Origin of the sequence: Mycobacterium sp. Root135, from assembly GCF_001426545.1 — a bacterium.
Taxonomy (GTDB): domain Bacteria; phylum Actinomycetota; class Actinomycetes; order Mycobacteriales; family Mycobacteriaceae; genus Mycobacterium.
Genome location: NZ_LMEZ01000005.1, coordinates 365,664 through 385,621, shown reverse-complemented (window position 1 = coordinate 385,621; position 19,958 = coordinate 365,664). Strand labels below are relative to the sequence as shown.

Annotated in this window: 17 protein-coding genes; 7 read left to right on the top strand and 10 right to left on the bottom strand. The window is 63.7% G+C overall.

What is annotated here, in order from left to right:
• Positions 1-383 precede the first annotated feature (383 nt).
• Together ASD37_RS13000 and ASD37_RS12990 are read right to left on the bottom strand one after the other, a co-directional pair.
• Positions 384-1,172 (bottom strand): crotonase/enoyl-CoA hydratase family protein, encoded by a 789-nt coding sequence (locus ASD37_RS13000; protein WP_056551387.1) that lies wholly within the window; start codon positions 1,170-1,172, stop codon positions 384-386.
• A 517-nt stretch (positions 1,173-1,689) separates the two neighbouring features.
• The gene (locus ASD37_RS12990) at positions 1,690-2,838 is read right to left on the bottom strand and encodes an acyl-CoA dehydrogenase family protein (protein ID WP_056551383.1); all 1,149 of its coding nucleotides are present in this window, start codon (positions 2,836-2,838) and stop codon (positions 1,690-1,692) included.
• Positions 2,839-2,971: 133 nt separating this feature from the next.
• Between ASD37_RS12990 and ASD37_RS12985 the strand changes: the two genes are divergently transcribed.
• The 4 genes from ASD37_RS12985 (at position 2,972) to ASD37_RS12970 (ending at position 7,711) form a co-directional block, all read left to right on the top strand.
• Positions 2,972-4,144 carry a thiolase family protein gene (locus ASD37_RS12985; RefSeq protein ID WP_056551380.1) on the top strand — a complete coding sequence of 391 codons (1,173 nt, stop codon included), beginning with the start codon at positions 2,972-2,974 and terminating at the stop codon, positions 4,142-4,144.
• 45 nt (positions 4,145-4,189) lie between these two features.
• Entirely contained in the window at positions 4,190-4,963 is a 774-nt protein-coding gene (locus ASD37_RS12980) for an SDR family oxidoreductase (RefSeq protein ID WP_056551378.1), read from the top strand.
• Positions 4,964-5,153: 190 nt separating this feature from the next.
• Positions 5,154-6,692 carry an AMP-binding protein gene (locus ASD37_RS12975; RefSeq protein WP_082570122.1) on the top strand — a complete coding sequence of 513 codons (1,539 nt, stop codon included), beginning with the start codon at positions 5,154-5,156 and terminating at the stop codon, positions 6,690-6,692.
• Positions 6,689-7,711 (top strand): phosphotransferase family protein, encoded by a 1,023-nt coding sequence (locus ASD37_RS12970; RefSeq protein ID WP_056551376.1) that lies wholly within the window; start codon positions 6,689-6,691, stop codon positions 7,709-7,711. Before ASD37_RS12975 ends, ASD37_RS12970 begins: the two co-directional genes overlap by 4 nt.
• An 8-nt stretch (positions 7,712-7,719) precedes the next feature.
• Here ASD37_RS12970 and ASD37_RS12965 read toward each other — a convergent pair whose 3' ends face one another.
• Positions 7,720-8,523, bottom strand: a complete 804-nt coding sequence (locus tag ASD37_RS12965) for an enoyl-CoA hydratase/isomerase family protein (RefSeq protein WP_056551374.1) — start codon at positions 8,521-8,523, stop codon at positions 7,720-7,722.
• A gap of 79 nt (positions 8,524-8,602) precedes the next feature.
• Between ASD37_RS12965 and ASD37_RS12960 the strand changes: the two genes are divergently transcribed.
• Positions 8,603-10,216, top strand: coding sequence for an AMP-binding protein (locus tag ASD37_RS12960; RefSeq protein WP_056551372.1), 1,614 nt, complete (start codon positions 8,603-8,605; stop codon positions 10,214-10,216).
• A 29-nt stretch (positions 10,217-10,245) separates the two neighbouring features.
• Here ASD37_RS12960 and ASD37_RS12955 read toward each other — a convergent pair whose 3' ends face one another.
• From ASD37_RS12955 to ASD37_RS12945, 3 genes are all read right to left on the bottom strand, one after another.
• Complete coding sequence (locus ASD37_RS12955) at positions 10,246-11,433, bottom strand: cytochrome P450 (RefSeq protein ID WP_162253261.1); 1,188 nt, start codon at positions 11,431-11,433, stop codon at positions 10,246-10,248.
• 118 nt (positions 11,434-11,551) lie between these two features.
• On the bottom strand, positions 11,552-11,746 hold the full coding sequence (locus tag ASD37_RS12950) for a ferredoxin (RefSeq protein ID WP_056551369.1): 195 nt from the start codon (positions 11,744-11,746) through the stop codon (positions 11,552-11,554).
• Between the two features lie 40 nt (positions 11,747-11,786).
• On the bottom strand, positions 11,787-12,461 hold the full coding sequence (locus ASD37_RS12945; RefSeq protein ID WP_056551366.1) for a TetR/AcrR family transcriptional regulator: 675 nt from the start codon (positions 12,459-12,461) through the stop codon (positions 11,787-11,789).
• A 73-nt stretch (positions 12,462-12,534) separates the two neighbouring features.
• On the opposite strand from ASD37_RS12945, the gene ASD37_RS12940 reads away from it, so the two are divergent.
• On the top strand, positions 12,535-13,677 hold the full coding sequence (locus ASD37_RS12940; RefSeq protein ID WP_235568197.1) for a serine hydrolase: 1,143 nt from the start codon (positions 12,535-12,537) through the stop codon (positions 13,675-13,677).
• A gap of 9 nt (positions 13,678-13,686) precedes the next feature.
• On the opposite strand, the gene ASD37_RS12935 is transcribed toward ASD37_RS12940, so the two are convergent.
• Together ASD37_RS12935 and ASD37_RS12930 are read right to left on the bottom strand one after the other, a co-directional pair.
• Positions 13,687-14,796, bottom strand: coding sequence for an acyl-CoA dehydrogenase family protein (locus ASD37_RS12935; RefSeq protein ID WP_056551362.1), 1,110 nt, complete (start codon positions 14,794-14,796; stop codon positions 13,687-13,689).
• Positions 14,793-16,094 (bottom strand): acyl-CoA dehydrogenase family protein, encoded by a 1,302-nt coding sequence (locus ASD37_RS12930; RefSeq protein ID WP_056551360.1) that lies wholly within the window; start codon positions 16,092-16,094, stop codon positions 14,793-14,795. Before ASD37_RS12930 ends, ASD37_RS12935 begins: the two co-directional genes overlap by 4 nt.
• Positions 16,095-16,307: 213 nt before the next feature.
• On the opposite strand from ASD37_RS12930, the gene ASD37_RS12925 reads away from it, so the two are divergent.
• Entirely contained in the window at positions 16,308-17,387 is a 1,080-nt protein-coding gene (locus tag ASD37_RS12925; protein ID WP_056551358.1) for an amidohydrolase family protein, read from the top strand.
• A gap of 125 nt (positions 17,388-17,512) precedes the next feature.
• Here the strand turns inward: ASD37_RS12925 and ASD37_RS12920 are convergent, their stop codons facing one another.
• Together ASD37_RS12920 and ASD37_RS12915 are read right to left on the bottom strand one after the other, a co-directional pair.
• The gene (locus ASD37_RS12920) at positions 17,513-18,355 is read right to left on the bottom strand and encodes an alpha/beta fold hydrolase (RefSeq protein WP_056551356.1); all 843 of its coding nucleotides are present in this window, start codon (positions 18,353-18,355) and stop codon (positions 17,513-17,515) included.
• Positions 18,352-19,953: a GMC family oxidoreductase gene (locus tag ASD37_RS12915; protein ID WP_056551354.1), complete on the bottom strand. Its 1,602-nt coding sequence runs from the start codon at positions 19,951-19,953 to the stop codon at positions 18,352-18,354. The genes ASD37_RS12920 and ASD37_RS12915 overlap by 4 nt, the downstream gene beginning before the upstream one ends.
• Positions 19,954-19,958 lie beyond the last annotated feature (5 nt).

The window sequence follows — 19,958 nt, the reverse complement described above, 5'->3', positions numbered from 1 at the left end:
GCTCGGTGTGGGTCGCATCCGGGCTGAGCAATAGGCCAAAGAAGCCATCGACGGCCTGCTGCAGCGAGGAATTGCTCTCGATCAACTCCAGCATGACGGGATCGCCGTAGATCACGTTGGCCACCCGGCGGCAGTACTCCAGCGGATGACCACTGGCCAACCCGCGACCGCTCACGAGCACCGAGGATCGTCGTAACCGCTCTCATGACGCTGCAATATTTGACGCCGCGCTGGCGGAATGCAGCGCGTACGGTCACCACGCGACCAACGGGAGTGACATCTCCCGCCCGCTAGCCGATTGCCAGAGCTGTTGCTGTACAACTCTCGAAGCGTATGTGTCGGTGACTATGCGCCAGTAGAAAATCGGCGATGGGCGTCCCTGCTCAGGCGCCGGTCCAGGCTGGTGGCCGCTTCTCTGCGAATGCTCGGGCCCCTTCACGTGCGTCATCTGACGCGAAGACCGGGATGCAGATTTCCTCCTGGCGGAGCCAGGCTTCTTCCGGGGACCAGCCGGCGGCGTCTGTGATGATCTGTTTCGTCGCTGCGATGGCGAGGGGGCCGTTGGCAGTGATCTCTTCGGCGAGGATCAGTGCCCCGGCCAGTGCGCCCCCGGGCTCGGTGAGACTGTTGACCAGACCAAGCTCGTGAGCGCGCACGGCGGTCAGGTTTCGACCCGTCAGGGCGAGTTCCACCGCAATTTGATAGGGGATGCGCCCCGGTAGTCGCAGCAGAGCTCCACCGCCAGCCACCAGTCCGCGCTTCACTTCTGGAATGCCAAATGTCGCGTCGGAGGCGGCGACGATGAGGTCGGTGGCCAACGCCATCTCCATACCGCCAGCGAGGGCGTAACCCTCCACTGCGGCAATGACGGGCTTCTTGGGTGGCTGTTGGGTGAAGCCCATCCCGCGACCAGGTATGGCAATCTCTTCGCCTCGCGCGAACGCCTTGAGATCCATTCCTGCGCAGAAACTTTTACCCGCACCGGTCAAGATGGCGACGGATAGCCTGGGGTCGTCGTCCAGCCGGTCCATCGCCTCGGCCAGGCCCTTGCTTACGGGGCTGTTGACGGCGTTCTTTGCATCGGGTCTGTTGATCGTGACGACGAGGATGCGGTCGCGTTGATCGACGAGGACTGTCGGAGAGTCGTCAGTCGGTGCAGCTTCTACGGCCATGAAATCTCCTGGGTTTGGTCACTGGGTGCAGTCGGCGTCGAGCGGCAGAACGATTCCTAGCGCTATCGCATTCGCCTGGGTCGCTCGGGCGGACGGTCGAGGGGTACGTCGCATCGCGTCAGGGGAATCGGGGCGGGAGTAACCGAAGCACGCGCAATCAGATCGTCAATTCGGTTGCGAGACAGAGGATCCATTATCAGATCTGCCCATGCGGTGAGCCCGTCGCGCAGTTCTTCCGGGAGCGAGTTCTGTGCGTGATTCATCGCCGCGATGGATGCCGCGATGGCGGTGTAGTAGTCGCCCGCGCCCAACGCCACGAATACGATGTTGAGCTCACGCCTACGCATGGAGGGCCGGCAGTGCTCTACCGTCGCCCAGGCGAGTTGGGCATCGAGGTAAGTGGTCATGGCTGGGGATTCACCAGGACTGCCGTTAAACGGATTCGGCACTCGCGCCGACATTCTTCCCCGGGGGCTGGCCGGTGCGTGCGGTCGACGACGTTCATCCCACTAAGGACCTAGAACCCCATGCCGCGACCGACGATGTCGAGCATGATTTCGTTGGTACCGCCATAGATTCGCTGAACGCGGGCATCGCGCCAGAGACGGGCGATCTCGTATTCGTTGACGTATCCGTAGCCGCCGTGAAGTTGGAGGCACCGATCGATGATGCGCCATTGGGTTTCGGTGGCCCACCACTTGGCGCCGGCGGCCTCGTCGGCGGTGAGCTCGCCAGCGTTTACCGCCATGATCGCCTTGTCGACGAAGATCTGCATTACCTGCATCTCGGTGCTCATCTGGGCCAGCGCGTGGCGGTTCACCTGGAACGTCCCGATGGATTGGCCAAAAGCCTTGCGGTCTTTCGCGTATCCGGTGCTTAGGTCAAGTGCGCGCCGCGCCTGTGCAGCGGCGTGGATGGCGATGCCGAGGCGTTCGGCAGGCAAGTTTGTCATGAGATGGTAGAAACCGCGGTTGAGTTGACCGATCAGATTTTTGTCCGGGACGCGGACGTCATCGAAGATGAGTTCGGCGGTGTCTGCCGACTTCTGACCGATCTTGTCCAATTTGCGGCCGCGCGTGAAGCCGGCCATGCCCGCTTCGACCATCAGCAAGCTGATGCCCTTGTGGGGAGATGCGGCGTCGGGGTCGGTGCGGCATACGACGATGATCAGATCGGCGAGCATTCCGTTGGAGATGAACGTCTTTGAGCCGTTGAGGATGAAGTCGGTGCCGTCCCGACGTGCCGAGGTAGTGATCTTGGCCAGGTCCGAACCGGCACCGGGTTCGCTCATGGCGATGGCGCTGATCAGTTCGCCGGCGACGTAGCCGGGTAGCCACCGTGACTTCTGCTCGTCGGTCGTCAGGTTGTCCATGTAGCCGGCCACGATGTCGTTCTGGACGCCGAGGCCGATGCCTACCGCGCCGGTCGCGTGGAACTCCTCGGTCATGATGGCGTTGAAGCGGAAGTCCTTGATGCTGGCTCCGCCGAACTCAGTGGGGAGTTCCCACCCGATCAGTCCAAGCTTGCCGGCTTCCAGCCACGCGTCGCGGTCGACGTAGCCTCGCTGTTCCCACTCGTCGGTGTGGGGTACGCAGACGGTCTCGTAGAACGAGCGCGCGGTGCCGCGGAACTGATCGTGCTCGGGCTCGAAGATGTCGCGTCGCACTCGGTTCCTTATGTGTCGTGAGGTCGCCGACTTCGACCGAACCTCGACGGATGACGCAAACTATACGTGTATAGTTCGGCCATGCGCAATCGCCGATTCGGCGGGGCGGGGTGGTCGAAACCGAGGAGGACACATGCGCGATGCAGTAATCGTTGCGGCCGTGCGAACGCCAATCGGCAGACGGAACGGTGGGCTGAAAAATGTTCATGCCGTGGACATTTCGGCGTTGATACTTCAGGAACTCATCCGTCGCGCTGAGGTCGACGCCTCGGTAGTCGACGACGTCCACTGGGGCAATGTGATCAGCATCGGTCAGCAGTCGGGCAACGTCGGGCGAATGGCCGTGCTAGCCGCGGGCTGGCCGGAGTCCATTCCAGGATTCACCATCGATCGCCAGTGCGGCTCTGCTCAGCAGGCAATCTCGACCGCGGCCGCCGCCGTCATTTCCGGGCAGGCGGATGTGGTCGTCGCCGGAGGCGTGGAGATGATGTCGGGTGTACCGATGTCGGCCGCCTACGTCGAGGGCACCGGTGACATGGGTGGGAGCGCCGTTGCCCGATACGCGGACGCTTTGACCGGCCCAGGTTTCAACGGCCGCTTCAACCAGGGCGCCGGGGCCGAACTCATCGCCTCGGAATACGGCCTTTCTCGCGCCCAGCTCGACGAGTACGCGCTGATGTCGCACGAGCGTGCCGCCGAAGCGCAAGACACGGGCGCCTTCGACGAGGAGATCGTGGCTGTACCCACCGCCGACTCGCACATAGTGTCCGACGAAGGGGTACGTCGCGGCTCAACCGTCGAAGCGCTCGCACAGTTGAAGACGCCGTTCCTGGAGAACGGGAAGATCACTGCCGGCAACTCGTCACAGATCTCCGACGGGGCGTCCGCGGTGCTCGTCATGACCTCGGAACGTGCGGGCAGTATGGGCATCACCCCGATGGCGCGTGTGCACACAGCAGTGGTGACTGGCGACGACCCGGTGAAGATGCTGACTGGTCCGATTCCCGCTACGGCACTGGCGTTGAAGCGTTCAGGCCTGTCGCTACAGGACATCGACGCCTTCGAGGTGAACGAGGCGTTCGCATCGGTGCCGCTTGCGTGGCAGGCCGCCGTCGGAGCCTCCATCGATCGGTTGAATCCGCTCGGCGGGGCGATCGCGCTCGGCCATCCCCTGGGCTGCTCGGGAACTCGTCTTGCCACGACCCTCATTCATCACTTGCGCCGCACCGGAGGGCGCTTCGGTTTGCAGACGATGTGCGAAGGCGGCGGCACTGCCAACGCGACCATCTTCGAACGCCTGCCCTGACCCTCCGTTTGGCGATCTGGATTCCATCGAAGAAGGGCTACCCCAATGGCTTTGAACATCGACGCCTCGGTCGTGGTGAGCGGCGGCGTAGGCGGGCTGGGCGCAGCCACGGTACGTCGTCTGCACGCCGACGGGCTTGCGGTCGTGATCTGCGATCTGGCGGAGGGGCCGGGGCAGGCGTTGGCGGCCGAACTCGGCTCGCGCGCGCTGTTCACGCGCACCGACGTCACCGACTCCGACAGCGTGAACGCCGCACTGGCGCTTGCCAAGGGAATGGCTCCGTTGCGCTATGGCGTCATGGCGCACGGTGGACCCGGTGTTGCGCAGCGCATCGTGGGGCGTGACGGCATGCCTGCCGACTTCGACGCCTACCGGTCGACCATCGACGTCTATCTGAACGGAACCTTCAATCTGCTGCGTTTGACGGCCGCAGCGATCTCGGCGGAGGAGCCCGGTCTCGGAGGGGAGCGAGGGTCGATCGTTCTCACCTCGTCGATAGCGGCCTATGAGGGCCAGATTGGTCAGGCGGCGTACGCCGTGGCCAAGGCCGGGGTGGTGGGCATGACGTTGGCTGCGGCGCGTGACTTGAGTGCGGTTGGGGTGCGGGTGAACTCGATCGCGCCGGGCACTATGAAGACGCCCATCATGGAATCGTTGGGCGTGGAGGCGATCTCCAAGTTCGCGGCGAGTGTTCCATTCCCCAAACGTCTAGGCGCGCCTGAGGAGTACGCCGACGCCGCGGCATTCCTTTTGGGAAACCAGTACGTCAACGGAGAGGTGCTTCGCTTGGACGGAGCTCAGCGCTTCGCCCCTCGATAGGCATCGAAATGCGCGGACCTCGACATTCTGAAGGGGTTTACTCGGCGGACGGTAGCTGTACTATACGTGTAAAGCAGTGGAGGGGAGTGTCGTGTCGAGCCCATCAGGCCTTCGCTCCTTCACGCCCGCGCCCCTTCCTCTCGAAGTCAGGCAGTCGTACCTCCACAACGGGTGGTGGGACCACACCACCATGCCCGAACTTCTATTGGCCGGCCTTCGCCGCCGGCCCTCGCAGCGAATCGCGTTATGGACCAACCGTACTCGGCGCGACGAGACGTTCTCATCGCTGGAGTCCGCAGCACGTCGGTTTGCTTCCGGGCTGCTGTCACACGGTGTCGGTGGTGGAGAACGCGTCGTTCTGTGGTTGCCCAACGGCTGGGAGGCGCTGGTCGCATTCGTCGGTGCTGCCGTCGCCGGCGCCGTCGTCGTGCCGGTAGCGTCATTCTACGGCCGCAAGGACGTAGTCGAGGTCGTCAACGCCTCGGCTGCGTCTGCGATCATCACCTGCGGGAATCGCAACCGCCGCGACCATCTCACCGAGGTGTGCGACTCCCGCGCCGACATGCCGACGCTACGTATCGTCGTGGGATGCCAGGGTGACGCCGACGGCCCATCGTCGCGCGGCATCGTGGCCTTCGAGGATCTGCTCGACGGTCCTCTGGCAGATCCCTGGCCCCGCTTTGCCGAAGATGCGTGTCTGCTCGCGTTCACGTCAGGAACGAGTGGGGCACCCAAAGCCGTCGTGCACACTCATCAAACGTTGGCTGCCGAGGTGCGACTCCACTTGACGGCGATCGTGCCCGCAGCCTCCACCCCTCAGATCACAGCCTCGCCGATCGCCCATGCGGCGGGGATGACGTTGGGCATGCTGGCTCCGATTCACCGCGGCGAACCAATCGAGCTGATCGACACATTCGACGTCGACTTCCTCCTCGATACTGCACTGGCCGAGGGCGTGGCTCCCGGCGGCGGCGCTTCGGTCTTTCTGTCGGCGTTGATCGACCATCCCAAGTTCACCGACGAACTCGCACGACGGATGGGCTACGTCATCCTGGGTGGATCCACGGTCCCCGAGTCTCTGGTCACGAAGGCCGCCGAGCGTGGCGTAACGGTCTTGAGGTGTTATGGCCTGACCGAACATCCGACCGTGAGCGCCGGCTGTATGGCCGACGACCGCACGGCCTTGGCGCGCACTGACGGCCGCTTGCTTACCGGCGTGGAAGTGCAGATTCGTGACGTCGACGGCACCGTGCTGCCTGCTGACGCCGAAGGCGGAATCTTCACCAGGGGACCAGACCGTTGCGCTGGCTATCTCCAGCCCGACGTCACCGCGGAGGCATTCGACGCGGGGGGTTGGTTGGATACCGGCGACATCGGCGTGCTCGATGCTCAGGGCTATCTCGCGGTCACCGATCGCAGCAAGGACCTGATCATCCGCAACGGCGTCAACATAGCCCCCGCGGAGGTCGAGAACGCGCTGATGACGTGCTCCGCGGTAGCCGAGGTGGCCGTCGTTGGCGTGCCGCATGCCCGCACCGGCGAACGTGCGGTGGCGGTCGTCGTGCCTTGTCACCACGACTCGGTGAGTCTTTCAGTGCTGACTGATCACTTGGCGAAGCTCGGCGTGGCCAGACCGAAATGGCCCGAACAACTCGAACTCGTCGACCACCTGCCCCGTACCGCGTCGGGCAAGGTCCGCAAAACCGAACTGCGAAAGGCAATCACATGACGTCGACAACAGCAGCAGCGCTCGACATCTCAGCGCTTACTCGGCACCTCGACGACGTCGGCGTGGAACGGAAGGGCGCCCTTCGCGCGGACCTCATATCGGGCGGTCGATCCAACCTGACCTTCCTGATCTACGACGACCGGTCGACTTGGGTGCTGCGGCGGCCACCGATACATGGGGTCACGCCGTCAGCTCACGACATGACCCGCGAGTTTCGCGTGGTGTCGGCATTGGCGGCAACCGACATTCCGGTGGCGCGCCCGGTAGTCATGTGCAACGACGACACGGTGCTGGGTGCGCCCTTCACGTTGGTCGACTACGTGATGGGCCAAGTCGTCAGGACAGAGACAGATCTCGCGCTTCTTGGCGACGACCAGGCGGTCGTCGACTGTGTGAACGCGCTGATCGACGTACTGGCCGACTTGCATGCAGTGGATCCAGGTGGCATCGGGCTTGCCGATTGGGGTCGTCCACAGGGCTACCTGCAGCGCCAGGTGAAGCGGTGGGGCGATCAGTGGGATCTGGTGTGCCGCGCCGACGACTCTCGTCGCGATGACGTGCAACGTCTGCTGACCAGGCTCGGCGATGCCGTTCCCGCGCAAGGGGCGACGTCGATCGTTCACGGTGACTACCGCATTGACAACACCATCCTCGAATCCTCTGCGCCACACCGCGTGTTGGCCGTGGTGGACTGGGAGATGTCGACCCTCGGTGATCCCCTGGCTGACGTCGCCTTGATGTGCGCCTACCGCGATCCGATCTTCGATCTGGTGATCGGTGTCGACGCTGCGTGGACCTCGACGCGGCTGCCTGACGCACGAGACATGGCTCAAAGGTACGCAACTGCCTCTGGCCGGGATCTGGGCGAGTGGGACTTCTACATGGCGTTGGCGTATTTCAAGATCGCCATCATCGCCGCCGGAATCGCTCACCGTCGGCGAAGCGACGACGGGGCAATCGACGTCGCCGACGACGCGGTCGCCCCGTTGATCGCCTCCGGTTTGCGGCTGCTGGGATAGCGCGAGAGTCAGCGGGTGTTCGCCGCTGCCTTCGATCGAACTGCCGTGACTGCTGCGCGGTGCTCAGCTGAGTGCATGCTCGCCAATTCACCCGACAGTGCTGTCGTGAAGGCATGGTCGAGTTGCTGACTCAGGTAGGAATTGAGCGCCAACTTGGTTGACTGCAGTGCCGCGGCGGGGATTTGGGCGAGACGCGCTGCAAGGGCATATGCCTCGTCACTCAAGCTCCCCGTCGGTACCGTGCGGCTGGCCAGCCCCATTCCTACCGCCGCTTCCGCGGAGATTCGCGAACCCAGGAACAAGTGCTCCTTGGCGCGCGAGAGGCCTGTCAGCATCGGCCACGCCATGCCGCCATCTCCGGGGACCAGGCCCATCCGCAAGTGGGGGTCGGCGAGAAAGGCGTCTTCGGCGATGAGCACGATGTCCGACAGCACCGCCAGGCTGCACCCGAGACCGACCGCTGGCCCGTTGACGGCTGCAATGATGGGCAGCGGACAACCCAGCATGCCCTCGATGATGGACTGGCCTTCTCTCATCGTCTCGGTTCGCAGCACCTCGTCGTCGAGGTTCTCCTGCATGTAGTCGAAATCGCCACCGGCACAAAAGGCCTTGCCACTGCCGGTCAGGATGACGACCCGGGCGCCGTCATCCTCTCCGAGGAGTGGCCAGAGCCGTGCGAGGCCCTGGTGCATTGCCCGATTCGCGCCGTTCAAGTCTGCGGGGCGGTTCAGGGTTACCAGCCGAATGGGTCCGTCTGCCTCGACTTTGATTTCGGCGGGCAGGTCATAGCGGGCAACGTCGAAAGAAGACATGAGGCGAGCTCCTGAAGCATCGGGCCAGTAGGCTGGTGCGTGACTTTACGTGTATACCACCTTTCGGCTGGAGTGTTGAATGACGTCGTTCCATACTGTCGAGCCCAACGACGATCTGCGCCTTCGCTATCGCGGCGCAGGGTGGTGGACCGACGAGGGGCTGGCTGAACTCCTTGGCAACGCTCTTCACGAATCGCGCCGTCGAACCTTCGTCGCACATACTCGCTCCGGCGACCTAGCGATGCCTATGGGACACGTGGCAGCGTGGGGCAGGCGAGTGGCCGCCGGACTGAGCCGCCTTGGCGTCAAAGCTGGTGACCCCGTGGCGTTTCAGCTTGCGAATGGGCTACCAGCCGCCGCGGTGTTCTATGGATTGGTGCACCTGGGCGCGATCCTGGTGCCCATCGGTCACGCGATGGGTCGATCAGAGTTGCGCTACGTCGTCCAGACCTCGAGAGCCCGAGTGCTCTTCATGCCCGCCAAGGTCGTCAACGGGGGACTGGTTGACGATCTCCTCGCTGGATCGACGACGCTCGAACGCGTCGTCAGTGTGGGGGGCGGCGCCGCGACGGCACGGGCCACTACCCTCGAGAATCTCGCCGACTATGACGACGAAAGGCCGCCCGCACGGCAAGATTCTGCGATGCCGGCGGTCATCGGCTGGACGTCTGGTAGCACGGCGGAACCCAAGGGAGTGCTGCTTAGCCACCGGGCCCTGTGCGCCGAAGTTCGATTGCACATGGCGCCGTTGATGGCTGCGAGGCGGCGGCCGGTCCTGAGCACGTCGCCGGTCAGCCACGTCACCGGGATGTTGACGTCGCTCCTGGTGCCACCGCTCATCGGCGAGGACGTGCACCTGATGGACTACTGGGATCCCCATGATGTGCTGACACTCATGCAGACCCACGCCGTGTCTGCGGGTACCGGAGCGCCGCTGTTCCTCCGCGACTTGCTCGACAACGGTCGATGCGGGGCAGAGCACCATCGGCTGATCGGGGTGGCCGCGCTGGGTGGTGCGAGCGTGCCGTCAGACCTCATCGAACGCGCCGATGCCGTAGGGGTGACGGCGTTGAAGGGATACGGCTGCACCGAACACCCCAGCATCAGTCTGGGCGTTCCGTCGGACCCAGTGTCCTTGCGTGCGAGCACCGATGGTCGCCTGTGCTCCGGCGTGCAGGTCCGGATCCGTGATCAGAACGGTCGGCATCACAGTGAGGGCACCGGCGAGATCCTCACCCGAGGTCCCGACCTGTTCAGTGGGTACCTCGATCCAATGCTGAACGTCGAGGCCTTTGACGACGGCTGGTATCGCACAGGAGATCTCGGCACGCTCGACGACGGTGGGTATATCACTGTCTCTGACCGCCTCAAGGACATCATCATTCGGTCGGGTCTCAATGTGAGTGCCGCTGAGGTGGAGCTCGCGTTGGCCGCGATGCCGGAGGTGGACGAGGTGGTGGTCGTGGCCGCCCCGAACGTTCGCACGGGGGAACACGGGTGTGCCTTCGTGCGACCTGCCCCAGGATTCGACACTCCCCACTTGACCCAGGTGCGTGAACACCTTGCGATGCTGGGGTTGGCGAAGTACAAGTGGCCCGAGGAGGTTCGGGCATACCTCGGCGAATTTCCGCGGACCGCGGCCGGAAAGGTGCTCAAGTCAAAGCTGCGGGAGGCCGCCCGGCAAGCGCAGTGAGGTGGCACCGCGCCCTGCCCGAACGGCGACTACCCGGCGGGGAAGGTGATGGGTATGGATCCAGCCTGTCGAATGCCAGGAAGGGTGCGGTAGATGACGCGCTCCCCGTCGGCGATGGAGTACTGAGGGATGCGTTCGTGGAAACGCTGGAGTACGGCAACCATCTCCATCCGAGCAAGGTGCGAACCGAGGCATCGATGCAGTCCAACGGCGAAGGACATGTGACGGTTCGGTTTACGCGTCAGATCCACGGTCATCGGATCGGCGAAGACGGAGGGGTCGACGTTGGCACTCGCCCATCCCAAGAAGATCATGTGGCCCTTCTTGACCTCCACGCCGTTGATCTCCAAATCCTCAGCAGCCCAGCGCAAGCCACCTTGGGGAACAGGCGATTCGGTTCGCATCAGTTCCTCGACGGCCGTCGGCCACGAGGCCGGATTGGCCACCAGGCGGTCGCGCTCTTCCGGGTGGGCAGCCAACCACGCGAACTGAACCGAGAGTGATGAGGTGACAGTATCGAGCCCGGCAATCGTGAACATGTGCATCAGGTTCACGATTTCGTCGTCGGTGAGCTTGTGACCGTCGAGCTCGAAAGTCAGGAACTGGCTGATCAAATCGTCGCCGAGTGGACCATTCTTACGTTCCGCCAGCCGCTTCGACAGGTGCTCACGCAACCGGTCTCCGGCTGCCATTCCTGCCGCTTCGCGTGCTTCCAGGGTGTCGCCCGTGGCGCCGAGGATGTCGTCCTTGAACCCGATCAGGGCCTCGCGATCCTCCTGCGGAAGGCCAAAGATTCGGAGGAATACCTTGGTGGGCAGCGGGTTGCACACCTCTTCGAAGAGGTCGACACGGCCCTCGGCGATGAATCCGTCGATCAGTTCGTCAGTGAGTTCGCGTACCGCGTCTGCGCCCGGTTCCATCCGTTTCGCGGTCAGCAGGGGCGTGATCAGTTTGCGGTAGCGCACGTGGGTGTCGCCGGTCAGATGCAGCGGGATCAACTGGTCTCGCGAGCCCATTCCCATGGACAACCCGGTGTAGGGGTTCACGGAGATCACCTCGGGGTGGCGACCCGCCGCGGTGATGTCGTCGGCGCGAAAGAAGCCAACCCCCATCTCCCAACGAATGACCGGATGCTCGTGCAGCAGCCTGCTCCAAATCTCGCGAGGATCGTCGACGCCGAAGGCTGGATTGGCCTCGTAGAGAATCGCAGCACGCATCGCTGAATCCATCTCAGCCATGCCGATTTCGTGCACGTCGGTGCGCATGTTGGCCTTTCATTTGGCGTGGACCTATCGCGCGCCGTCCGGTGTGGACCATGACGCGCCGGGGCGGGGTTTAGTGCTCGTCTACCCGAATGGCTTGTTCAGGGCAGCATTCGGCCGCCATGTGCACGGCGCCGCGCAAGGAATCAGGGATGTCGACGAGCAACGCGACGGCTCGACCTTCGTCGTCGGCGTCGATTGCGTCGGGCGCCTCCGCGTAGCAGCGGCCATGTCCCACACACAATTCGAGGTCGATCACCATGCGCATGTGACCATGCTAACAGGAGGAACTATACGTGTATAGTTTCTTATCGGGAGCGCTTCGCGGCGGCCTTGCGTGGCGCGGCGGGTGTGCGTCGGGTCTTGGCCCGAAGGCGAGGTGCCACGGAAGGGTCGTAATGGTCAAGCAGCCCGGCAAGGGCCTCGTCGAAGGACTTTCGAGCGTGCAGAACGTTCATGTACTTGACGAGTGCGTCGTCGGCACTGACATGAGTGTGAACGTCGAAGTTGGAGCTGGTTTCGACCATCAGCCGCCCGATACTCAGTTGATGCAGCCCGGCGTAAGCGAGCTTCGCGTCCTGGGGACTGAGACCGGCACGTTCGAACTGGCGAATGCAGAAGAAGAGCAACTCGCGCGCGTTCGGCAGCAACGTTCGGGTAAGCATGATCGCCGCCATCCCCGGCACGCTCAGAAACGCCTCATGGGATTCGTAGACGACGGAAGTGAGCAGTTCTCGCCAATCCCCGGACTCTGGGTCGGGCAACTCGATGTGGGCCAGGATGTCGTCGCCGACGAGTCGAATGATCTCGTCCTTGTCGTCGACGTGGTGGTAGAGCGCCATCGCAGATACCCCAAGGGTCTTGGCGACCGTCCGCATGGTGAGTGCTTCGATGCCTTCTGCCTGGATCAGGTCGGCGGCCACACCCGCGATGAGTTCCCGCGTCAAGGGCGCACGTTCCACGGCGGGGCGTTGCTTGGCCACTCTTCCTCCGAAATATCGCAGATCAGCTTGTGAAACGACCATACGCGTAAGGGCAGGCTTATGCGCTCCCGCGTTGGCGGTCTGTGACAGGAAATTCTATGAAAGGGCTTATGTGACAGAGCACCCCCCGTTCGTCCCGGACCCGCGACGAGTGGCATTGGTAGTCGAACGGGTACGTCTCGAAGTCGAATCAGGGACGCTGCCCTCAGCTCAACTGGCGTTGCAGGTGGGCGGGCGACTCCATGCGTTCGAGACCTTCGGGGACGCCACCCCTTCAACGCGTTACGTCCTGCAGTCTGCCGGTCGGCCGATCGTGGCCGGCGTGCTGTGGAAGCTCATGTCCGACGGTGCTCTCGACATCAGTCGAACAGTGGCGTCCTACATTCCTGAGTTCGCCAGCAACGGCAAGGACGCGGTGACCGTGGAGCAAGTGGTCACGCACGTCGGGGGCTTTCCTCTGGCGCCTCTCAAGTATCCGGCCATGCTGCACCGCGAGGAGCGGTTGGCAGCCTTTGGCAAGTGGCGGCTGACATCTCCGCCGGGCACGGAGCTTCAGTTTCACTTGACGTCCGCGGCGTGGGTCATCGGCGAGCTGTGTCATCGGCTTACGGGCCGGCCAATCTCCCAGTACCTAGCCGAGGAGCTGGCCGGTCCTCTCGGGTTGCCAAGCATCGAGATCGGACCGCCGGTAGATCGCCAGACCGACGTAGCACCGTTTGTCCGCGTTGGCGGTGGTGGGAGCGACGAGATCAACCCGTGGGGTCCGTGGTATCTCGCGCAGCCAGAGATCTTGGCAGCCGGCGAGCCCAGTCACTCCATGGTCGCGACAGCTGCAGATCTCGCGGGCTGGTACCAGGCCCTCATGAGCTCGCCGCTGTGGAGGCGAGAGGTCGTCGAGGACGCACTTCGCGTTCGGGTGGACAAGCCCGTGACCGGGGAGCGTGGCGGCACCCGCAGCGTGCCCGGCAATGTCGCACTGTTCGTATTGGTGGCAGGCGACGATGGACTCTCGCGAGGCTTTCTGCCCACCGCGTGTAGCCCGGCGACGTTTGGCCACGGAGGCGCTCCCTGCCAGATCGGGTTCGCCGATCCGGAAACGGGCCTGTCGTTCGCCTTCCTCACCAACGGCTACCCGGCCTCGGGTTACGAACAGTCCCGTGCCGGCATGAATCGAATCATCAACATCGCCAACCTGGCAGCCGACTGCTTTAGCTGAGGCGTTTGCCTAGATACCCATCCGTTCCAACAAGCGTTCGTGGCTGACGGCGGGTCCGCCGAGCAGCAGCTGCGATGATGCTGCTCGGCGGAAGTACACGTGTGCTGGATGGTCCCAGGTGAACCCAATTCCGCCGAGGACCTGGATCATCTCCTTGGCGGCGAACATCGCCGCTGCCGAGCACGTCACGTGGGCGGCCGCCGCAGCTACCGCCGCAGTATCCTGTCCGCTCTCCGCTTCGTGGATGGCGTCTTCGGTTGCCGCGCGCGCCATCTCGACGTGGGCGAGCATCTCAGCGCAGAGGTGCTTGACGGCTTGGAAGCTGCCGATGGGCCGGCCGAACTGGGTGCGTGTCTTCGCATATTCCACGCTGATGTCCAGGCATCGCTGCGCGATGCCGACTTGCTCGGCGCACAGCGCCAACACGGTGACGTCAAGCAACCGCGCCAGTAAGTGCCCGCCCCCTCCCTCGCGCCCCACCAACTCGGCCGGGGTGTCCTGCAGCTCGAGTGTGAACAGCGGCCGGGTCTCATCGATCACGCGCATGGGTTCGACCGCGGTGCCAGAGGCATCTGGTCTGACGTTGAACAGCGTGGGGCCAGCCGTGGTGCGAGCCAGTACGAGGATGACGTCAGCACCGCTGGCGTCGAGAACCCAGGTCTTCTTCCCGGTTAACGTCCACGTTCCATCGTCGGCTGAAGTGGCCCGAGTGCTGATGGTCGCCGCGTCCCAAGATCCGTCGCGTTCTGCGATGGCGATGGTGGGCCGGCCCTCGCCAGCGGCGACTCGCGTTAGCAACCGCTGACTGTGTTCCTCGTCGCCGGACAGCAGCAGTGCATGGATGGCGACGAAGCTGGAGAAGTACGGCACCGGAGCTACCGCGCGGCCGAGCTCCTCGAAGACGACCGACATGACGACAAGATCGGCGCCGTCGCCTCCGAATCGTTCCGGGATGGCCAGGCTGTGAAGGCCCAACGACGTGTTCAAATCAGACCACAGGTCGTTCTCGAGCGGCTTGCCGTCGGCGATGCCGGGTAACGCGGCCTCGGGCAGGCGCGTCTGCAGGAACTTGCGGATCGCTGAACGCAGTTCGTCCAACTCGGTCTGGGAGGCGTTCACGAGTGGGCCAATTCGGTCGTGGCGGAGGCCGATGGTGCGGTGGTGGACGCGGAAGCCAAGGGTTCCTTCGGCAAGCCGAGAACTTGCTCGCCGAGGATGTTCTTCATGATTTCCTCCGTGCCGCCGAGGATTCGTAGCGCAGGTGAGGCAAGAAGCAACTCAGACCACGCGTAGGTTCCCCACTGGCCGTTGTCGGCAATGATGCGCGGGCCGAGTACCTCGGCAACGAAATGCGACGCGCGAGTGATGTTGCGAGCATGGATCAGCTTTGCCACTGAGCGTTCCGCACCGACGGATTGGCCTGCCTCGATCTTGCGCGCGGCCATCGAGTTGAGGCTTTCGACAGCTCTCGCCTCGGCCAGCAGTGCGGCAAGTTGCCGACGCAACGCGCGGTCGTCCCAGGTGTAGGTCGCGCGCATCAGTGCGGAGAGGTGCTCAGGGGTAAGTGCCCGCGCAACTTCGGGCGAGTCGACGCCGGCGACCACGTCGCGTTCGGCCGTCAGCGTCGTCAAGGCGACCTTCCAGCCACCGTTGACCTCGCCCAGCCGAGCTGAATCCGGAACCCGTACGTCGGTGAGAAAGACCTCGTTGAATTCGCATCCGCCTGTCATTTGCCGCAGGGGACGGATCTCGACGCCTTCGGCCTTCATATCGACCATGAAGACCGTGAGCCCCTTGTGCTTTGGCGCGCTGAGGTCGGTGCGGCACAACACCTCGCCGACGTCTGCGTGTTGGGCCGCCGACGTCCAGACCTTTTGACCATTCAACAGCCAACCGTCACCGTCGCGCACTGCGCGAGCCTGTACGCCAGCCAGATCCGAACCTGCCGCCGGTTCGCTGAACAATTGGCATGCGACTGACTCACCGCCGTACATGGCGGGCAGCAGACGGTCCTTGAGGATGGCTTGCCCATGTGCGAGCACCGTGGGTCCCACCATGCCCAAGCCGACGACCGACACTTGGCTGGTGTCGGGGACGTCGTACTGGTCCTCGGCCTGCTGGTAGAGCAACTGGAACGCGACCGACAGTTCTTGCCCGCCGTACTGGCGAGGACCGGTGAGCCAACCCCATCCATGTGCGTACCGCAGCGCTTGCCACCGGCGGGCCGCTTGCACCACGTCGTGTTCTTCCTCGGCGGATCCCGCGGCGAAGTAGGACACGCTGTCGCTGCCCGTGCCCCAAGCGGACCCGTTGGCGCGCTTCGTCTCAGCGTGCATGGCGAGGAAGCGATGAGCCGACTGCACGAACGCTTCGCGGTCAGTGGTGTCGGGGCGGAGATGGGTATCCGGGTCGGACATGTGAACCGTCCTTTGCAATCGAGCCAGCCGGAGCGCCTTCGGTAGCGGGGACGCCAGGACTGACTATACATGTATAGCCAGTCGGGCTCCCGGGGTGCGGGCCGGACGGGCAATTCGGAGGACGGTTCTCGTTGATGCGTGTGACCGATGCCGCTACTATACGTGTATATCTCGCCGAGCTGTCGGAGCCATTGCACGTCAAACGGAGGAACCATGACGAAGATCTGGGCCAACTCGGCCGACTCGCACGTGTTGGAACCAGACGATCTGTGGCTGCAGCGACTGCCAAAGCGATTGGCCGACCGTGCGCCGCGCAGCGAGCGCGGCGACAAGTACGAAATCCTCTACATCGACGGCAAACAGATCAACCGGCAACTCAACGACTTCATGGACGCCATTCGCCCGCCCGGTGCCCGCGATCTCGACATCCGGCTCAAAGACCTTGACCAGGAAGGTGTTTGGGCTCAGCTGGCATTTCCCTCGATGGGATTCTGGACCGTAGAGATCGGTGACGCGGAACTGGCGCGAGAGGTGACGCGCGCCTGGAATGACTGGGCCTACGAGGACATCCTTCAGCGCAACGAACGCATATTCACACCCGCGATCGTCTCACTCGTCGATGTCGGCGACGCCATTGCCGAACTGGAACGCGTTGTGGAAATGGACTTTCAGACGATTTTCCTGCCCTGCGGAACCAAGCCCGGCGAAGAGTGGGGTCTGGACAAGTGGGAGCCGCTGTGGACCGCAGCCGAACGCAACGGCATCGTGCTGTCATTCCACATCGGCACCGGCGGCGAGAACATCGTCTACCGAGGGCCTGGTGGCGCTGTGGTCAACTACATGGAAACCACGTACCCCGGAATGCGGGTGGTCTCGCACATGGTCGCCGGCGGAGCGCTGGACCGCCACCCCGATCTGAAGATCCTGATCGCCGAGGGCGGCGCGGCATGGGTTCCGGCTATCGGTGACCGCATGGACGAGGCCTATCGGCAGCATGGAATGTTCGTGCGACCCAAGCTGTCTCGACTGCCCAGCGAGATCGTCCGCCATCAGGTGTACGCCTCGTTCCAACACGACATCAGTGGCGTACAGATCATCGAAGGGACCAACTACCGGAACGTGTGTTGGGGCGATGACTACCCACACCTCGAGGGCACCTATGGTCACACGCAGCAGACCTTGCACACCATCTTTGACGGCGTCGATCCCGAGATCCAGGACCGGGTGTTGAGGGGTGCATTTGCAGAGTTGTTCCGCATCCCGGACCGGACCGCCGCTGACGAGGCGCGCTGACCCGGACGGCAGTGGTTACCGGCTCGACCCAGGCATCGATGCCTGGGTCGAGGTGGGCCTGGCCACGCCGAGTAGTTCAACGGAAGTAGCTGGTCGTGGCGAGGTCTGGCGGGAAGCGACGACGTTCATTCACCCGAGAGAATCGCTGTCGCGACCTGATCGGGTGCGTCGAGCATGACATAGGTAGAGCTGCCCGCAACTTCAACCAACCGGGCACTGGGGAAATCGCCTGCCAGCCGGTGGGCGTGAGCCACCGGAAACAGCCGGTCGTCAAGTCCCCACACGAGTGTGACCGGCCGGTGAAACCGCCCAATTGCCTCGGCCGCGCCCAGCGTCAAGGACGAATTCAGCGTCGCGGTGATTCTCGCGGCCTGCCGACGGGTGTCGGCATTGCTGGAAAATGGCCCAAACAGCGCCACGCGCCGGGTATTGCTCACACCCTTTCGGGACACTTGCTTGAGGAAGAACCGTTGGCCGACAACGGTTGCCAGAGCGCGTAGGGCTGTGCGTCCCGCCCATGGCGCGACACGGCACAGCCACACCAGGGGACGGAAGCTTCGTGGCGGAAAATGTTCGTAGCTGTCGCAATTGGTAAGCACCAGTCTGCCTACGCGTGTTAGGTCCAATGAGGGATCGCCAAGTGCTCCAAGCACGAGACCGCCGCCGGTGTCGTTGGCGACGAGGGTGACGTCGTTCAGGTCGAGTTGGTCGAGCAATCCGATGACACGCCGCGCTGTCGCTGCCACGGAGAGGTCCACACCTTCCGGCAGCGGGTCATGAGCGCCCAATGGCCACGTTGGCACGATGCACCGCATGTGGTCCTGCACGACTGCAACCACGTCGTCCCATAGCGCACCGGTGACATACACGCCGTGGACGAACACCACCGGACGACCAAACCCGGTGTCACGGAACTGAATGGGCGCTTCCTCGACGACGCGAGTGCAAATCAAACCGCCAACGGTCATCTGTCCTCGGTCATCAGCTCAGCGGCACGCCAAGCCATCGCCATCATCGGTCCGTTCAGATTGCCCGACACCATCGTGGGCATCACCGAACAGTCCACGATCCGCAGATGCTCGACACCGCGTACCCGCAAGCGAGAGTCGACCACGTCGTCGTCGCGCGGTCCCATTGCCGCAGTACCGACGGCGTGATACCCGCAGTATCCCTTGTCGAGCGCGGCATCGATGATGCCGTCATCGCTTACGACATCGGCGCCGGGCGTCGTCTCGTGAGAGATGAGTGACGCGATTGGGTCCTGCGCAAACAACTGACGCATCTTCGAGAACAGCGCAATGGTCACGCTTCGGTCGTAATCGGTGTCGAAGAAGTTCGGGTCGATGTCCGACGGGCTCTTGGGATCGGCGGAGGTGATGGTCACGGTCCCCTCGCTGGTCGGTCGCAGGACGTAACCGATGGCCTGGATGCCCGGTGCCCGCTCCACGCCAAGTTCCTTGCCAGCCTGCAGCGGTGCCGCAGTGAAGGGGGCGGCCAAGATCTGTGCGTCGGGCCGATGCCGATCGGGCTGGGTCTTGATGAACCCGACGACATCGTAGGCACCTCCGGCGAGGGGGCCCTTCTTGGTGGCCAGATACCGGATACCGGTCAATGCCTGTCGCGCGGGATTGGAGAGTTGGCGGTTGTAGCCAACGTCTTGGTTGAGACGGTATTGCAATGCCACACAGCGATGTTCGAGCATCCGCTGGCCGACGTGAGGACTGTCTGAGGTGACCGCGATGCCTAGACGTTCGAGCATCTTGCGCTCACCTATGCCAGACAGTTGCAAGACTCGCGGGGTGGCCAGGCTGCCGAGCGCCAGGATGACTTCGGCCTGCGCGCGGAACTCAGCTGAACCGTCCTTGGTGGAGACCTCGACCCCAACGGCTCGACCGGACTCGATGACGACGCGCTGCACCTCGGCCCCGGTGATCACGGTTAGGTTGGGGCGCGATCGCACGGGGTGCAGGAAGGCGTGGGCCGCGCTGACTCGTCGGCCGTCCTTGATGGTGCGAGCCGACGGCCCAATTCGCTCGGCGTCACTGTCGTTTATGTCGTCGGTGCGATTCCACCCCATCTTCTGACCGGCTTGCACCACGTCATCGCAGATATCGGGAAAGTCGGGAGCCAGAGACACCGCCAACGGCCCGCCAGCGCCGCGTGTTGCACTGGATCCCAACTCGTGATCCTCAATGGAGCGGAAGATGGGAAGCATGTCCTGCCAACCCCATTCGGGATTCCCGCGCGTGACGAGCTCGTCGTAGTCGGCGCGGTGTCCGCGGTTGTACACCATCCCGTTGACCGCACTGGAGCCACCGAGTGTCTTGCCTCGCACCCACTGTTCGACCTTGTCGTTGGGTCCGATCGGGCGCACTTCGTGGTGCCAGGCAAGCTTCGGATTGCCCAGGATCTTCCCGAACCCCTTGGGAATCCGGATCAATGGGCTGGTGTCATTGCCGCCCGCCTCCAGTAGCAACACACTGGTTCGCGAGTCAGCGCTGAGCCGGTTGGCCAGTACGCAGCCTGCTGACCCGGCTCCGGCCACGATGTAGTCGAACGTCGTCAAAGTGA

Bases quoted from the DNA above. Each gene is read 5' to 3' on its own strand.
- ASD37_RS12975 (WP_082570122.1), top strand. From the start codon at position 5,154: ATGCCCGAACTTCTATTGGCCGGCCTTCGCCGCCGGCCCTCGCAGCGA.
- ASD37_RS12965 (WP_056551374.1), bottom strand. From the start codon at position 8,523: ATGTCTTCTTTCGACGTTGCCCGCTATGACCTGCCCGCCGAAATCAAA.
- ASD37_RS12985 (WP_056551380.1), top strand. From the start codon at position 2,972: ATGCGCGATGCAGTAATCGTTGCGGCCGTGCGAACGCCAATCGGCAGA.
- ASD37_RS12980 (WP_056551378.1), top strand. From the start codon at position 4,190: ATGGCTTTGAACATCGACGCCTCGGTCGTGGTGAGCGGCGGCGTAGGC.
- ASD37_RS12925 (WP_056551358.1), top strand. From the start codon at position 16,308: ATGACGAAGATCTGGGCCAACTCGGCCGACTCGCACGTGTTGGAACCA.
- ASD37_RS12970 (WP_056551376.1), top strand. From the start codon at position 6,689: ATGACGTCGACAACAGCAGCAGCGCTCGACATCTCAGCGCTTACTCGG.
- ASD37_RS12930 (WP_056551360.1), bottom strand. From the start codon at position 16,094: ATGTCCGACCCGGATACCCATCTCCGCCCCGACACCACTGACCGCGAA.
- ASD37_RS12920 (WP_056551356.1), bottom strand. From the start codon at position 18,355: ATGACCGTTGGCGGTTTGATTTGCACTCGCGTCGTCGAGGAAGCGCCC.
- ASD37_RS12950 (WP_056551369.1), bottom strand. From the start codon at position 11,746: ATGCGCATGGTGATCGACCTCGAATTGTGTGTGGGACATGGCCGCTGC.
- ASD37_RS13000 (WP_056551387.1), bottom strand. From the start codon at position 1,172: ATGGCCGTAGAAGCTGCACCGACTGACGACTCTCCGACAGTCCTCGTC.
- ASD37_RS12960 (WP_056551372.1), top strand. From the start codon at position 8,603: ATGACGTCGTTCCATACTGTCGAGCCCAACGACGATCTGCGCCTTCGC.
- ASD37_RS12955 (WP_162253261.1), bottom strand. From the start codon at position 11,433: ATGCGTGCTGCGATTCTCTACGAGGCCAATCCAGCCTTCGGCGTCGAC.